The organism is Streptomyces sp. NPDC087215 (genome assembly GCF_044744885.1).
GTDB lineage: Bacteria > Actinomycetota > Actinomycetes > Streptomycetales > Streptomycetaceae > Streptomyces.
Genome location: NZ_JBIUZD010000007.1, coordinates 154,552 through 168,944, shown reverse-complemented (window position 1 = coordinate 168,944; position 14,393 = coordinate 154,552). Strand labels below are relative to the sequence as shown.

The 14,393-nt window shown below is 74.4% G+C and carries 11 protein-coding genes; 5 read left to right on the top strand and 6 right to left on the bottom strand.

All coding sequences use genetic code 11. The features are described from left to right. The first annotated feature begins 167 nt into the window (after positions 1-167). Both ACIO92_RS20245 and ACIO92_RS20240 read left to right on the top strand, forming a co-directional pair. Positions 168-1,439 (top strand): MFS transporter, encoded by a 1,272-nt coding sequence (locus ACIO92_RS20245; RefSeq protein WP_366445655.1) that lies wholly within the window; start codon positions 168-170, stop codon positions 1,437-1,439. Beyond that, positions 1,372-2,718 carry a D-arabinono-1,4-lactone oxidase gene (locus tag ACIO92_RS20240; protein WP_402282603.1) on the top strand — a complete coding sequence of 449 codons (1,347 nt, stop codon included), beginning with the start codon at positions 1,372-1,374 and terminating at the stop codon, positions 2,716-2,718. The genes ACIO92_RS20245 and ACIO92_RS20240 overlap by 68 nt, the downstream gene beginning before the upstream one ends. Positions 2,719-2,722: 4 nt before the next feature. Here the strand turns inward: ACIO92_RS20240 and ACIO92_RS20235 are convergent, their stop codons facing one another. Then, the gene (locus ACIO92_RS20235; RefSeq protein WP_402282605.1) at positions 2,723-3,676 is read right to left on the bottom strand and encodes a hypothetical protein; all 954 of its coding nucleotides are present in this window, start codon (positions 3,674-3,676) and stop codon (positions 2,723-2,725) included. A gap of 455 nt (positions 3,677-4,131) precedes the next feature. Here ACIO92_RS20235 and sepH point away from each other — a divergent pair, with 455 nt between their 5' ends. Further along, the gene (sepH, locus tag ACIO92_RS20230; protein ID WP_366445658.1) at positions 4,132-5,184 is read left to right on the top strand and encodes a septation protein SepH; all 1,053 of its coding nucleotides are present in this window, start codon (positions 4,132-4,134) and stop codon (positions 5,182-5,184) included. 503 nt (positions 5,185-5,687) lie between these two features. Here the strand turns inward: sepH and ACIO92_RS20225 are convergent. After that, positions 5,688-6,515 carry a sulfurtransferase gene (locus ACIO92_RS20225; RefSeq protein ID WP_366445659.1) on the bottom strand — a complete coding sequence of 276 codons (828 nt, stop codon included), beginning with the start codon at positions 6,513-6,515 and terminating at the stop codon, positions 5,688-5,690. A 172-nt stretch (positions 6,516-6,687) separates the two neighbouring features. Here ACIO92_RS20225 and ACIO92_RS20220 point away from each other — a divergent pair, with 172 nt between their 5' ends. Beyond that, positions 6,688-7,461, top strand: coding sequence for a VOC family protein (locus ACIO92_RS20220; protein WP_366445660.1), 774 nt, complete (start codon positions 6,688-6,690; stop codon positions 7,459-7,461). Positions 7,462-7,528: 67 nt separating this feature from the next. Here ACIO92_RS20220 and ACIO92_RS20215 read toward each other — a convergent pair whose 3' ends face one another. The 4 genes from ACIO92_RS20215 to ACIO92_RS20200 form a co-directional block, all read right to left on the bottom strand. Then, entirely contained in the window at positions 7,529-8,905 is a 1,377-nt protein-coding gene (locus ACIO92_RS20215) for a polysialyltransferase family glycosyltransferase (protein WP_402282608.1), read from the bottom strand. Between the two features lie 3 nt (positions 8,906-8,908). Then, on the bottom strand, positions 8,909-9,874 hold the full coding sequence (locus ACIO92_RS20210; RefSeq protein WP_402282610.1) for a glycosyltransferase family 2 protein: 966 nt from the start codon (positions 9,872-9,874) through the stop codon (positions 8,909-8,911). Between the two features lie 142 nt (positions 9,875-10,016). Then, complete coding sequence (locus ACIO92_RS20205; RefSeq protein ID WP_402282612.1) at positions 10,017-12,689, bottom strand: YfhO family protein; 2,673 nt, start codon at positions 12,687-12,689, stop codon at positions 10,017-10,019. A gap of 137 nt (positions 12,690-12,826) precedes the next feature. Continuing rightward, entirely contained in the window at positions 12,827-13,441 is a 615-nt protein-coding gene (locus tag ACIO92_RS20200; protein ID WP_401239015.1) for an isochorismatase family protein, read from the bottom strand. Positions 13,442-13,661: 220 nt separating this feature from the next. Here ACIO92_RS20200 and ACIO92_RS20195 point away from each other — a divergent pair, with 220 nt between their 5' ends. Beyond that, complete coding sequence (locus ACIO92_RS20195; RefSeq protein ID WP_402058080.1) at positions 13,662-14,342, top strand: TetR/AcrR family transcriptional regulator; 681 nt, start codon at positions 13,662-13,664, stop codon at positions 14,340-14,342. Positions 14,343-14,393: the final 51 nt, after the last annotated feature.

Here is a 14,393-nt window from a genome sequence, read left to right as displayed (position 1 = left end):
CGATCCTCCCACCCGGCCCGGAGGGCGCGGGGCGCGGCCCGTCCGGAAAAGGGGGATGACCCATCGACTTCACCGCCGTAGGCTTTAGCTCTCAATTACACGTGTGGGCGCCCGCTCCGGGTGACCTCGCGGAGGCCGCGCCCCTGCGCGGAGATCCGGAGACCTCCTTGCCCAGTCCCTACCGCGCGATATTCGCGGCGCCCGGCGCCGCCGCCTTCTCCGTCGCGGGACTCTTCGGCCGGATGCCACTGTCCATGATGGGCATCGGCATCGTGACCATGATTTCGCAGGTCACCGGCCGGTACGGGCTGGCCGGAGCCCTCTCGGCGACGCTCGCGATGTCCGCCGCCGTCCTCGGCCCCGCGGTCTCCCGCCTGGTCGACCGGCACGGGCAGCGCCGGGTTCTCCGCCCGGTGACCCTGGTCTCACTGGTGGCCGCCGCCGGTCTGCTCGTCTGTGTGCAGCAGCGGACCCCGGACTGGACGCTCTTCGTGTTCACCGCGGTGATCGGCTGTGTGCCCAGCGTGGGCGCCATGACCCGGGCCCGCTGGGCGGAGATCTACCGGGGCGACGCGCGGCGGCTGCACACCGCGTACGCCTGGGAGTCGATCGTCGACGAGGTGTGCTTCATCTTCGGCCCGATCATCTCGATCGGTCTGTCGACGGTCTGGTTCCCCGAGGCCGGTCCGCTGTTCGCCGGGGTGTTCCTCACCATCGGCGTCTTCTGGCTGACCGCGCAGCGCGCCACCGAGCCGGTCCCCCACGGCGGGAAGGGCGAGGACCGGGGCGGTTCCGCGCTCCGCTCCCCCGGTCTCCAGGTCCTGGCCCTCGCCTTCGTCGCCACCGGCGCCATCTTCGGCTCGGTCGACGTGGTGACCGTGGCCTTCGCGGAGGAGCAGGGCCACAAGGCCGCCGCCAGCCTGGTCCTGGCCGTCTACGCGCTCGGTTCCTGTCTGGCCGGAGCCGTCTTCGGGCTGCTCCACCTCAAGAGCGAGCCGTCCAGGCGCTGGCTCCTGGGCATCTGCGCGATGGCCGTGAGTATGATCCCCCTCCTACTGGCCGGGAACCTGCCGTTGCTGGCCGTGGCGCTCTTTGTCGCGGGCCTGTCCATCGCACCGACGATGGTGACCACGATGGCCCTCGTCGAAGCGCACGTACCGCGCACCAAGCTGACCGAGGGCATGACCTGGACGGGTACCGGGCTCGCGGTCGGCGTGGCGCTCGGCTCGTCGGCCGCCGGCTGGGTGGTGGACGCGTCGGGCGCGGAGGCGGGGTACGTGGTGCCCGTGGTCGCGGGCGCGCTCGCGGTCGCGGTGGGTCTCCTCGGACACCGTCGGCTGCGCAGGCCGACGCCGAACCGGGAGGGGCAGCGTGAGCGGGACGACAGCGAGGTCAGCGGGGTCGGGGAGCGCCGGGACGGCGAGCAGCCCGTGGCGTAACTGGGCGGGGAACGTCACCTCCCGTCCCGTGCGGGAGGTGAGCCCGGCCTCGGCCGAGGAGCTCGCCGAGGTGGTGCGCCGGGCGGCGGCCGAGGGGCTGCGGGTGAAGACGGTCGGCACCGGCCACTCCTTCACCTCGATCGCGGCCACCGACGGCGTGCTGATCCGGCCGGGCCTGCTGACCGGCATCCGGCGGATCGACCGCGGGGCGATGACCGTCACGGTCGAGTCGGGCACCCCGCTCAAGCGGCTCAACGTGGCGCTGGCCCGGGAGGGCCTGTCGCTCACGAACATGGGCGACATCATGGAGCAGACCGTCGCCGGGGCCACCTCGACCGGGACGCACGGCACCGGCCGCGATTCGGCCTCCATAGCCGCGCAGATCCGCGAGCTGGAGCTGGTGACGGCCTCGGGCGAGCTGCTGACCTGCTCGGAGAAGGAGAACCCGGAGGTCTTCGCCGCCGCCAGGATCGGACTGGGCGCGCTCGGCGTGGTCACGGCGATCACCTTCGCGGTGGAGCCGGTCTTCCTGCTCACCGCGCGCGAGGAGCCGATGACCTTCGACCGGGTCACCTCGGAGTTCGACGCGCTGCACGCGGAGAACGAGCACTTCGAGTTCTACTGGTTCCCCCACACGGACAACTGCAACACCAAGCGCAACAACCGCAGCGCGGGGCCCGCCGCTCCTCCCGGCCGGGTCAGCGGCTGGGTCGAGGACGAGCTGCTGTCCAACGGCCTCTTCCAGGTGGCGTGCTCGCTGGGCCGGGCCGTGCCCCCGGTCATCCCCTCGATCGCCAGGGTCTCCAGCCGGGCCCTGTCGGCCCGTACGTACACCGACATCCCGTACAAGGTCTTCACCTCGCCGCGCCGGGTCCGTTTCCTGGAGATGGAGTACGCGCTGCCGCGCGAGACGGCGGTCGGCGCGCTGCGCGAGCTGAAGGCGATGGTCGAGCGCTCACCGCTCAAGGTGAGCTTCCCGGTGGAGGTGCGGACCGCCCCGGCGGACGACATGGCGCTGTCCACGGCCTCGGGGCGGGACACCGTCTACATCGCCGTGCACCTCTACCGGGGGACGCCCCACCACGCGTACTTCACGGCGGTGGAGCGGATCATGACGGCGCACGCGGGCCGCCCCCACTGGGGCAAGGTGCACACCCGCGACGCCGCCTACTTCTCCGGGGTCTATCCGCGCTTCGCCGAGTTCACGGCGCTGCGCGACCGGCTCGACCCGGACCGGCTCTTCGCCAACGACTACCTGCGCCGGGTGCTGGGCGACTGACCGGTCATCCCGGGGGCGTCCCGGACTCCGCTCCGGAGCCCGTGCCGCCCCCCGCGGGCGCGGGGGCGCGCGGGGTCTCGGGGCGGGCGCCGGTGGCGGGCTCCCCGCTCGGGGTGGGCGGGGCCGCCGGGTCCGTGGTGGGTCCGGTCGTCGGGCCGGTCGGGGTCGGGGTCGGGACGCCGGTGGAGCCGGAGGGGGTCGGCTCGGGCGAGGGGGTGGCGGTGCCTTCCCCGGTCCCGGTGCCGCCCCCGTCGCCGGGGGTCGGGGTGCCGCCGGTCGTCGGCGTCCCGGGGCCGTCGGTGGCGCCGGACGGCGCGGGCGCGGGGTCCGTGTCCGTGTCGTCCGGCGCCGGGGTGTCCTTCCCGGCGCTCTCGCCGCCCCGGACCACGGAGCCGAAGGTCGTGGTCCCCTTCGTCCCGCTGAAGTCCTGTCCCGAGACCAGTTCGTAGGTGGTGATGCCGCCCATGGTGACGCCGAAGACGAGGGCGGCGGCGACGGCCGGGCGCTTCCAGCGACGGGCCCGGGTGCCGTGGGTGGTGGCCGCGCCGAACTCCTCGCTCCCGCCCGGTGCCGGGTCGTGGACCGCGACGGGCGTCAGGGTCCGGTCGTCGCGCGGGGCGGCGGGGACCGGGACCTGGCGGGACTTGGGCCGGGCGGCCGTGGTCACGTCCCGCACCTGCTCGCCGGTGCGCCGGAAGAGGTGCTGGAAGAGGGGGCCGCCGCAGGTGGCGATGACACTGATCACACCGGCGCCGACGATCGTGCCGTACACGCCGAGGGTGGAGGCGAGTTTGGCGGCGATGACCGCGGCCAGCGCGCTGCTCGACACCTGGGCCACGCTCAGGTCGATCCTCCGGCCGGTCTTCCGGCCGTCCTTCTCCTCCCCGGACGCCTCGGACGCCTCGGTCCGCTCCCGTTTCTCCGGCCCGTCCGGGTCGGTGTCCTGCCTGTGACGCATCTCCAACCCCTGACGGCTCATCCGTTCGGCTTGCACCCAGAAGGGACAAATGGGGGAAGTGATTAGTTCCGTTTCCACTGTTTCTGTGAAGAGCGACACGTGGGGGCGCTGAGCGCGGACACTCAACTCCCGTACCGCCCGAGAAGTTGAGCGGCGCGCCGGTCCACCCAGGTGGCCCGAATGGAGTACATTGACGAACCCTGGGTCCGGACGCCTTCACGGGTGCCCTGGATCAAGGGAAAGGGAGTCGGAGACGGCGCCCGAAACCGGCGGCGCCGCGGCACCGCACGGGAACCGGATACATGGAGTGACGGTCCGTCACTCCATGTAGTCATCCCGGCAACCGTGCCACACGGCGTTCCAGGGTCCACGCCCGACACGCCGGGCAACTCGGCAAGGTAGTGGCAGGCTGCACCCGGGCAGGCCACACTCGACTAGCGGAAGCAGCGACGCACGTGACGTCGGCAGGCACCACCCGGGAGGTCCCCATGCCCGAACTGCGTGTCGTGGCCGTCTCCAACGACGGCACACGACTGGTGCTGAAGGCTGCTGACAGCACGGAGTACACGCTTCCGATCGACGAGCGGCTCCGCGCCGCCGTGCGCAACGACCGCGCGCGCCTCGGCCAGATCGAGATCGAGGTGGAGAGCCACCTCCGCCCCCGGGACATCCAGGCGCGGATACGAGCCGGTGCCTCCGCCGAGGAGGTCGCCCAGCTCGCGGGCATCCCCGTCGACCGGGTGCGCCGCTTCGAGGGACCCGTGCTCGCGGAGCGCGCCTTCATGGCGGAGCGGGCCCGCAAGACCCCGGTCCGCAGGCCCGGCGAGAACAGCGGACCGCAGCTCGGCGAGGCGGTGCAGGAGCGGCTGCTGCTGCGCGGTGCCGACAAGGACGCCGTGCAGTGGGACTCGTGGCGGCGCGACGACGGCACCTGGGAGGTGCTGCTCGTCTACCGGGTCGCGAGCGAGGTCCACACGGCCAGCTGGACGTACGACCCGCCCCGGCGGCTCGTCCAGGCCGTGGACGACGAGGCGCGCGCCCTGATCGGCGAGACCGACGACACGATCGCCGCCGCGCCCGAGCCGAGCTTCCCCTTCGTGCCGCGCATCGCCCGGCTGCCCAGGGACAGGCCGCTCGACCGCAGCCTGGACCGTCAGCTGGAGCGGCCGTCCGCGTCCGCCGAGCCCGAGGACGAGCGCGACTCGCTGACGAGCCTCCTGGAGGCCGTGCCGAGTTTCCGGGGCGACATGGTCGTACCGGAGCAGCCGGACGGCGGGAACACGGAGACGGCCGGGTCCGAGGAACCGTCCGCACCGGCCGCCTCGGCCGGTGCCGGGTCGGCGTACGCCGACGTCCTGATGCCCCGCGCGGTCTCCGGCCACCGGGACCGGCTCACCGGCACCACCGACCGGCAGGCCGAGGCGGACGGCGTCCGCCCCGGTCGCCGCGCCGCCGTGCCCAGCTGGGACGAGATCGTCTTCGGCACCCGCCGCAAGAAACAGGACTGACCCCGGCTCCACCACCGCCCGTCCGCGACACGTCAGGACGGGACACGTCAGGACGGGATACGGGACCGGGACCGTCCACCCCGGGCCCGCCCGCCGGACACGTCCCCGGACCCCGGGCCCGCCCGGCGACCGACCCCACCCCGGCAGAACCCCGGGAAGGCCCGGCGGGACGGGAGCGGGCACGCCCACAGGCGGGAGATCCGGGCTGTCCCAGGTCGGAGAGTCGCCCCGGCCGCCGGGCCCTCTCCTGAGGACCCTCGCCCGGTGGGTGCGGACGTGATCTCAGCCCGCCCGCGACCCGGGCCCCCGCCGAAACGGAGGCGACCGGTCCGGTCCGCCTGACGCTCGACCCGAGTCCGACCGGTGCGGACGAGCCGGGTCGGTCGGCGCCCGAGCCCGTGACCCGGGGTCCGGGCCGGGGCCGACGCGGCCGGGAGCACTCCGCTCCGGGCTCCCCCGGCCGCCGGGGGCGGCGCCGGGTCCCGTGCTGTCGCGGTTGCGGGCTACTGCGGTTCCGGGCCCGTCGCCACCGGGCGGGCGGGGTCCGAGGACCATTCCGACCAGGAACCGGCGTAGAGCGCGGCCGGGACGCCCGCGATCTCCAGGGCGAGCACCTCGTGGGCGCCGGAGACGCCGGAGCCGCAGTAGACGCCGACCGGGGTGTCCCCCGTGGCGCCCAGGGCCGTGAAGCGGGCCCGCAGCGCGTCCGCGCCGAGGAAGCGCCCCCGCGCGTCGACGTTCTCGGTCGTCGGGGCCGAGACCGCGCCCGGGATGTGCCCCCCGACCCGGTCGATCGGCTCCACGTCCCCCCGGTAGCGCTCGGCCGCCCGCGCGTCGAGCAGCAGCCCCGCGCGGGCGAGGGCCGCCGCGCCGTCGGCGTCGAGCAGCTCGGGACCGCCCGGTTCCGGCCGGAAGTCGCCCGGCTCCGGTGCCGGGACCTTCTCGGTCAGCTCGCCCGTCCAGGCCGCGAGTCCCCCGTCGAGCACCCGGACGTCACGGTGGCCCGCCCGGCGGAGCAGCCACCAGGCGCGGGCGGCGCCCCAGCCGAGGCCGCCGTCGTAGACGACGACCGGGGTGTCCGCCGACACGCCCGCCCGGCGCATCACCGCCCCGAAGGACTCCGGGTCGGGCAGCGGGTGGCGCCCGCCGTCGCCGGGCGGGCCCGCGAGTTCCCCGTCCAGATCGACGTAGACGGCTCCGGGCAGGTGACCGGCCTCGTACACGGGCCGTCCGGGCGGCCCGCCCAGGGTCCAGCGGACGTCCAGGAGGACCGGCGGCCGGGCCCCGGCCGACTCGCTCAGCAGTTCGCTTGCGGAGATGATGGGCTTCATGGGGCCATCCTCGCGCAGCCACGGGGCCGCGGCGGAGGAACCCGGCGCCCGGCCCGAGTCAGCACGGCGGGATCGCGCCACTCTTTGGTGCGACCGGGGAGCGCGGGGGCCCCGTGGGTGACACCATCGGACAGGGGGACGGGCACGACGACGGTCCGAGGAGAGAGTCACGATGACCGAGGCGACTCGGCGCACACCCGGGACACCCTGCTGGGTGAGCCTGATGGTGCACGGGCTTGACGCCACACAGGAGTTCTACCGCGCACTGTTCGGATGGGAGTTCGAACCCGGTCCGCAGCACCTCGGCCCGTACGTGCGCGCCCTGCTCGACGGCGAGGAGGTGGCGGGCATCGGCCAGCTGCCGCCCGACCGGCATCTGCGGATCGCCTGGACGCCGTATCTGGCCAGCGACGACGCCGACGAGACCGCCGAGAGCATCCGGTGCTGCGGAGGCACGGTGGCGGTGGGCCCGCTCGACGCGGGCGAGGCGGGCCGGATGGCGCTCTGCTCCGACCCCGTCGGCGCGGTCTTCGGCGTGTGGGAGGCCGACGCCCACCACGGCACGGCGACGGCGGGCCCGCCCGGCACCCCGGTGTGGAACGAGCTGCTGACGTACGAGACGTCCTCGGTCGGCAAGTTCTACCGGGCGGTCTTCGGCCACGAGGTGGAGCCGGTCGTGTCCGCCGACCACGACTGGGCGACCCTGCACGTGGACGGGGTCCCGGTGGCCTCGCTGCACGGCGTCGGCAGCGCGCTGCCCCGCGACCGGGGCCCGCACTGGATGACGTACTTCGAAACCGTCGACGTGGACACCGCCGCCCGGCTCGCCGTGGAGCTGGGCGGACAGCTGCTGCGCCCGCCGTACGAGGCCAGGACGGGCCGGGTGGCCCAGGTGACGGACCCGGAGGGCGCGGTCTTCGCCCTCGTGAGGTCGGCCGCGCGCTGAGCCGTACGGCCGACGCGCGGCGCGGTGGTCCGTGGCCGGGGCCCCGGGCCCGTACGGCGGTCGGCGGTCAGTCGCGGCGCGCGCGGGACAGGCTCCTGCGGAGGCGGGCCGGGGTTCCGGCGCGTCCCGGGGCCGGTCCGCCGGACAGAGCCAGCTCGGCGAGGCGCTCCTCGGTGAAGTGGTGGGCCGTGCCGGGCTCGTCCCGGTGCGCGGCCAGGAAGCGGGCGGTCTCCTCGCGCAGCCCCGGATGGACCTTGTGCCTCATGCAGTAGCCGACCGCCCTGACCAGCGATGTGAGCGAGTCGGGGGCCGGTCCCGGGACCTCCGGCGTGCCGCCCCCCTCCAGGTCCGTGACCAGGTGGTCGACGACGGTGAGCGGAATCCGGTTGCTGTTCTCGAAGGGGGTGAGCCGGGCGAGGACGTCGGCGGTGCCCACCCGTGCGACGGGGATGCCGTAGTACACGGCGGCGGTGAGCATCGCCGTGGAGAAGCAGCCGACGACGAGCTTGAGCCCGCTGCGCTCGTAGAAGGTCTCGGCCAGCAGCGGCCCGTCGAGGACGGTGAGGCGGACACCGGTCCGCTCGGCCTCCTCGTGGAGGGCCCGGGAGTATCCGGCGGGGGCGCTGGGGTGCGGTTTGAAGACCACCGAACGGTGTCCCGCGGCGGTCGCCCCGCGCAGCATCCGCAGGTGCAGCCGCTCTTCCTCCTCGGGGGTGAGGAGGGCGAGGGCGGCGAGGTACTGGCCGAGCAGGAGCGCGGTGGGGCGGGCGGCGACGGCGCGCCCGATGTCCGGGTCGTCGGCCGCGTCCCGCGCGATCTCGGTGAGGACCGCCCGGAAGGCGTTGTCGGGGACGAGTTCGGGCTCGACGCCGTACTCGGCGAGGAGGAGCGGCCGCAGACCGGGGACCAGATCGAGGTGGAGGACCCGGCGGATGCGGCAGGCGACCGACTGGGCGAGGTCGGAGCGGGTGGGGCCGTAGCTCATCAGGCCGTCCGCGTAGACGTGGAGGGCGCTCTCGGGGAAGGCGCCGGCCAGTGCCTTGGCCGGGTTGACCTGGATGGACTCGACGACCAGTTCCACCGGGGCGGGGCCGAGGTCCCACGCGGTGCGCAGCACCCGCTGCCAGAGCGGCGCCTCCTCGGGGCGGGGGGCCCAGGCGGCGGGGTGGTACGGGTGGATCGTCTCGTTCCAGTCGAGGGTCCCGTCGAAACGGCGGGCGATCCGCGCGTAGCCGGTCATGCTCTCCAGGCGCAGCGCGGTCTCGGGGATCTCGGTGTTGTGGGAGAGCAGCAGCAGTCTGCGGAAGTCCTCGCGGGGGCCGAACTGTCCGGCGTCGAGCGCCGCCGCGAGGGTGGCCGCGCCGTAGAGGGTGGACACCTGGAAGATCTGGACCGGGCGGGCGTCGGACGCGGCGGCGGGGGCCGCTTCGGGAGCGGGGGCCATGGGTCAGGCGGTCCTTCCGGTGTCGCGCAGGCTCCGGAGGAGGGTGCTGCGGGGGGTGTCCATGGTGGCGAGGGTCTCGTCGAGGACCTGCTGGGGCATTCGGCGCAGCGCGTCGGTGACATCGGTGCGGAGGCGTCGGGCGACGGCGGGCTCGTAGACGTCGGTCTTGCCCAGGTGGAAGGCGATCATCGCGCAGTAGGTGCGGACGGCCTTCGGGAGGAACCGGTCGGCCTCGGCGTCCCGGGAGACCTCGTCGAGCAGGAGGTCGTACGAGGGGATGAAGTCGAGCTGCCGGTTGTCGGTGATCTGGGTGAGCGAGGTGGTGACGCCCCGCCGGTAGAAGACCCCGTGCAGGGAGAGCGCCGCGAAAGTGCGGGCCTTGAGGTGGAGCCGCCAGATCCAGAGGCGGTCCTCGGCCGTTCTGAGGGAGGTCTCGAAACGGGCGGCGCCGTTCTCGAAGAGGCGCGCGCCGTAGATTCCGAAGGGGACGAACGGATAGTCGACCATCGTCACCATGCTGGCGGGCGCGATTCCGTCCCGGGGGTCCATGACGGTGTCGCGGAGTCTGGCGGGGGCGTATCGGATCTGCCGTTTACGGCCTTCCGAGAGGACGTGGTCGGTGCGGGCGAAGTCGCAGCCCAGGCGCTCGATCCCGGCGACGGCGGCGCGCAGGTGGCCGGGGGCGTACCAGTCGTCGCCGTCGAGGAAGGTGAGGTAGGAGCCGCGGGCCGCGTCGATCCCGGTGTTGCGCGCCTGGGCGACGCCCCGGTTCGTCTCGTGGCGCAGGACGGTGGAATTCGGCAGCCGGTCGCGCCAGCGTTCGAGGATCTCCGGAGTGTCGTCCGTGGAGCAGTCGTCGACGAGGAGGAACTCGAATTCCGGGTCCGCGTTGTTCGCCAGACTGCGCAGGGTGTCGGGGGCATAGGCGCCGACATTGTGGAACGGTACGACGACGGAAAGTTTCGGCACGCGGAATCCCCAGCTGGATCGAACGATGTAAACGCCGCTACGGCGGGCAGAGTAGTCCCGGGTCCTCCCGGGCGGACGAGCCGTGCGTGCACTCCCGGTGAACTCTCGCGGTCCCCCGTGGAAAGCCCGCGCGGAGCACGGGTCACCGCTCGGCCCGCCGCCGGTGCAGGAGCCCCGTGGCCACCAGGGCCAGGAGGGCGGCTCCGCCGACGGCGGAGCCCGGCCGGAGTCCCGGGGGCCGGAAGGAGCAGCTGACCGTGGTCGCCCGCCCGTCGAGGGGGACGGCGAGGAGGCCCTGGTACGCGCGGGCGGGGCGCGGGGGCTCGTCCCCGGCGGCGCACCGCCAGCCGGAGGTGCGGGTGACGGCGAGGACGGCGGTCCCGGTGCTGCCCGGGGGCAGTTCGGCGGTGAGTCCGTGCCCGTCGGCCGCCACCCGGGTGGCGCCGGTGGCGGTCAGTTCCCGTACGGCGGTGTCGAGGCGGGCGCGCACCAGACAGCCGACCGGCTGCCGGGGCAGCTTCGGCCGTGCCCCGGGGGCCAGGTCGATCCGGACCTCGCCGGTGGCGGGGGTGGTGCCGAGGGTGCGCATCGGGGCGCGGACGGACGGCGGTTTCCCCTCGAAGCCCACCGGCGGCCGTCCGGCGAGGGCCGCCGTCCCCCGGTACTCGGGCGCCCAGAACCAGACCTGGGTCCCGGCCGGGCAGCGGGCGGTGAGCACCTGTCCGGCTCGGGTGACGGGCGGCAGCTCGTACACGGGGGCGCCGAGCAGGCGTTGCTGGGCGGCGAAGGCGGAGTCCCCGGCGGGGACGGGCGGTCTCCCCGGGGGGCGGACGGTGACGAGCGGCGGTACGGGGGTGGTGGTGACGGTCACGGTGGCGCGGGGCGGTGCGTCCTGGCGCACCGGCTCCGTCGGCCGGGAGCGGACCCGGGTGCCGATGGAGAACAGGGCGTCCGTCACGGGGTTGTCGAGGGTGACCGGGTGACGGCCCTTGGCGTAGTGGCCGAAGCCCAGGCCGTCCAGGGTGCGGGAGGTCGTCTCGGCGGTGAGGCTGCTGTAGTAGTCGGGGCCCTGCCCGCCGACGAGCAGGACGTCGTTGCCGCCGGGGACCTCGCCGGGGTCGGTGCGGTGGCGGGGCCAGGCGTCCGCGCGGGCCGTCGCCCCGGCGACGGAGGTGTGCCAGGGGCCGATCCGGGGGGACCAGGAGACCTCGGCGCGCTGCTGCTCCACGATCCGCTCGCCGGTGACGAGCGTCTCGCCCGCCTGGGCGGCGAGGAGCAGGAGCGCGGCGAGCGCGGCCAGGGGCCGGGGGGCGCGGCGGCGGGCGGACGGCGCGAGCGCGACGGCGGCGAGCGCCAGGACGGCGGCGGCGCCGAAGGCGGGGTAGGTCCACCGGTCGATGTCGGCGCTGCCCCGGGCCGCCCACGCGAGGGCGCCGAGCAGGGCGCCGCCGCCGAGCAGCGCGGCGGGCCGGGGCGTCCCTCGGGAGACCGAGAGCCAGGCCGCGACGAGCAGCAGACCGCACAGGACGAAGGTCTGACGGTACGGGATGCCGTTGGGTGAGGCTCCGGCGTGCCAGAGGAGGTGGGTGGGCTCCCACTGGAGGGAGAGCGCGACCAGGACGATCGCGAGGGTCCAGCCGGCCCGGACGCGCGGGGCGACGGACCGGTTGAAGGGCAGGGTGAGGGCGAGGGCGAGGGCGGGCGTGCCGATGAAGAGGGCGGGGCTGGCCACGCTCGCGGTGGCGGGCAGGAAGCGGGCGAGGAGGTCCGTCCAGGGGGCGGGCGCGAAGGTGGTCACGGGGGTGGGGTCGGCGGCCCGGGTGGCGAGGAAGACGACGGTGACGAGCGGGGCGGCGAGCCCGACGCCGAGGAGGACCCCTCGGGCGGCGCGCAGGGCTCCGGCGAGCCGCTGCCGGGCGGTGGCGGTCTCCTCGGCGGTGAGGAGCCGTACGGCGAGGACGACGGCGGCGCCGAGCGTGGCCATGTACGCGGTGTAGAAGTTGGCGGTCCAGGCGAGGGCGACGACCAGCGGGCCGAGGACCGGACGGCGCGCGGTGCGGGCCCACTCGCCGACCAGGCAGAGCAGCGGGAAGGCGACGAGTCCGTCGAGCCACATGGGCACGGTGGCGCCGTAGTCGAACGTCCAGCCGGAGAGCGCGTAGGCGGTGCCGAGGACGGCGGCGACGGGCCAGGGGCCGGGGCGGAGCCGCAGCAGCAGGAAGGTCATGGCGGCACCGGCGGCGGTGATCTTGGCCGCGGTGACGACGTACAGGGCGAGTTCGGCGTGGTCGGCCGGGAAGACCACGACGAGCAGGGCGAAGGGGCTGCTCAGGTAGGTGCCGATGTCACCGAGGAAGTTGGTGCCGAAGCCGGAGTTCCAGTTGAGGAAGGCGTCGCCGTGGGTCTCGCCGAGGAGGAAGGAGCGCCAGTAGGCGTGGAACGGCAGGTACTGCTGGCCGAGGTCCACGGTGTTCCTGGTCACCGGGCCGAAGGGGTGGCTGCGGGCGAGCCGGGTGGCGAGGCAGAACAGGACGGCGGTGAGCAGGGCGGCGGCGAGCGGGCCGGCGGGGGCGAGCGGGGTGCGGTGGGGGCGCGGGCCGGACGGGCCGGGCGTGCCGGGCCGGGGGGTGTCGTCGGACCGGGGGGTGTCGAGCCGGGGGGTGTCGTCGGGTGGGGGCGCCGGGTGGGCCGCGCCCGTCCCTCCCTCGGCCGCATCGCGTGTGGTCGCCCCGCCCTCGGCACGGTGGTCCCCGGTGTGGTGGCCCCCGGCACGGTGGTCCCCGGCCTCGTCGGGGACGGTCTCGGCGGGGGGCACACGTCCTCCAGGGGGCGCACGGAACGGGAACGCCCGGGGCGGAACGATCACGGGCCGACCGCCATTACCGCCGAACCGGGCGACCCCTGACCGATCTCCGGACGGTCTTCCGGTACACCCCGGGTGAACTCCCGGAGTCAGTCGGCCCGCGCCGGGGCCACCAGCTCGTCGACGGTGCGGGCCACCGTGCCGAAGAGGTCGGTGACCGTCGTCAGGGCCGTGGCCTGGAGCGTCCGCGCGGGGACGACCGTGCCGTCGGGGTCCGCCAGGGCGCGGGTCGCGGTGGCCTCGGCGACGACGGTGGGGCGGTAGCCCCGGTGGAAGGCTCCCTGCGCGGTGAAGAGGACGCACATGTGCGTCATGAATCCCGCGATGACGAGGTCGGTCCGGCCGAGGCCCCTGAGCACCTCCTCAAGCCCGGTCCCGTGGAAGGCGTCGGGGAACTGCTTGACGACGACCCGCTCGCCCTCGACCGGGGCGACCTCGTCGCTGATGGCGCCCGTCTCGGCCCGGAGGTCGTACGGGGTTCCCTCGCCGCCGTCGTTGACGACATGGACGACGGGGACGCCCGCGGCGCGGGCGGCGGCGAGCAGCCGGGCACCGGCGGCGAGGGCAGGCTCCGCCCCGTCGAGCCGCATGACACCGGAGCGGTAGGTGTTCTGGAAGTCGACCATGACCAGGGCGGACGCGGCCAGGCCGGGCAGTTCCCGGGGAAGGCCGATGACCTCGCGGAGGGTGGTGGAGGCGGTCACGGGGTTCCTTTCGATGGGTGCGGGGTGGTTCCCGGCGCGTACGGGGTGGTTCTCGGGTGCGCAGGAGGCGGCGCGGGCTCCGATGTTTTCAACGCTAACACACCACGTAATCGTTGATTACATCGAAGATCGTCACTCTTTCCCCCAACCCTTTCGGGGGCATCCCCTCCCCCATGAATCGGCCCAGGTCCGGGCTGTTAGCGCTGTTATCGTGGAGGGCATGTCGACGGCACGAGAGCGCATCCTGGAAGCCACCGGGGAACTCCTCGCCACCAAGGACGCGCTGGCGATCTCGACCCGCGCGATCTGTGACCGGGCGAAGGTCGGAATGCCCGAGATCTACCGCCAGTTCGGCGACAAGCAGGGGCTGCTGACCGCCGTCGCCGACATCGGCTTCGCGCGTTTCCTCGCCGAGAAGCGGCGGAACCCGCTCACCGACGACCCGGTGGCGGACCTGCGGACGGCCTGGGACAGCCACGTCGCCTTCGCGCTCCGCAACCCGTACCTCTACCGCCTGATGTTCACCCCGACCGGCGACGCGAGACCGGCCGCCATCGCGGAGGCGCAGGCCATCCTCCTGACGGCGGTGGAACGCTGCAGGGACGCCGGACGGCTCAGGACGGCACCGGAACTCGCCGGTCGGGCGATCCTCTCCGCCAACGTGGGCGTGTGCATGATGGCGCTCTCGTTCCCCGACCGGTTCGGCGGCGCCGACGTCTCACCTGCCGTACGGGACGCGGTGATCGGCCGGGTCACCGGCGACGAACCGGAGGACACCCGGATCGGCACCGCGACCGCCCTGGCCCGCGCCCTGCTCGACACCCTCACCGGTGCGGAGCCCCCGGGCACCGCGGACCTCGACCGGCCGTCCCGCCCACCGCACCCGGAGAACGGGTCCTGACGACCGGCCGACAGGACCGGACCCCGACGGGCCCGGTCGGCCAGGGCGGGT

Coding starts and splice junctions, on each gene's coding strand:
- ACIO92_RS20235 (WP_402282605.1), bottom strand. CDS start 3,676: ATGCGTCACAGGCAGGACACCGACCCGGACGGGCCGGAGAAACGGGAG.
- ACIO92_RS20225 (WP_366445659.1), bottom strand. CDS start 6,515: ATGAAGCCCATCATCTCCGCAAGCGAACTGCTGAGCGAGTCGGCCGGG.
- ACIO92_RS20220 (WP_366445660.1), top strand. CDS start 6,688: ATGACCGAGGCGACTCGGCGCACACCCGGGACACCCTGCTGGGTGAGC.
- ACIO92_RS20215 (WP_402282608.1), bottom strand. CDS start 8,905: ATGGCCCCCGCTCCCGAAGCGGCCCCCGCCGCCGCGTCCGACGCCCGC.
- ACIO92_RS20195 (WP_402058080.1), top strand. CDS start 13,662: ATGTCGACGGCACGAGAGCGCATCCTGGAAGCCACCGGGGAACTCCTC.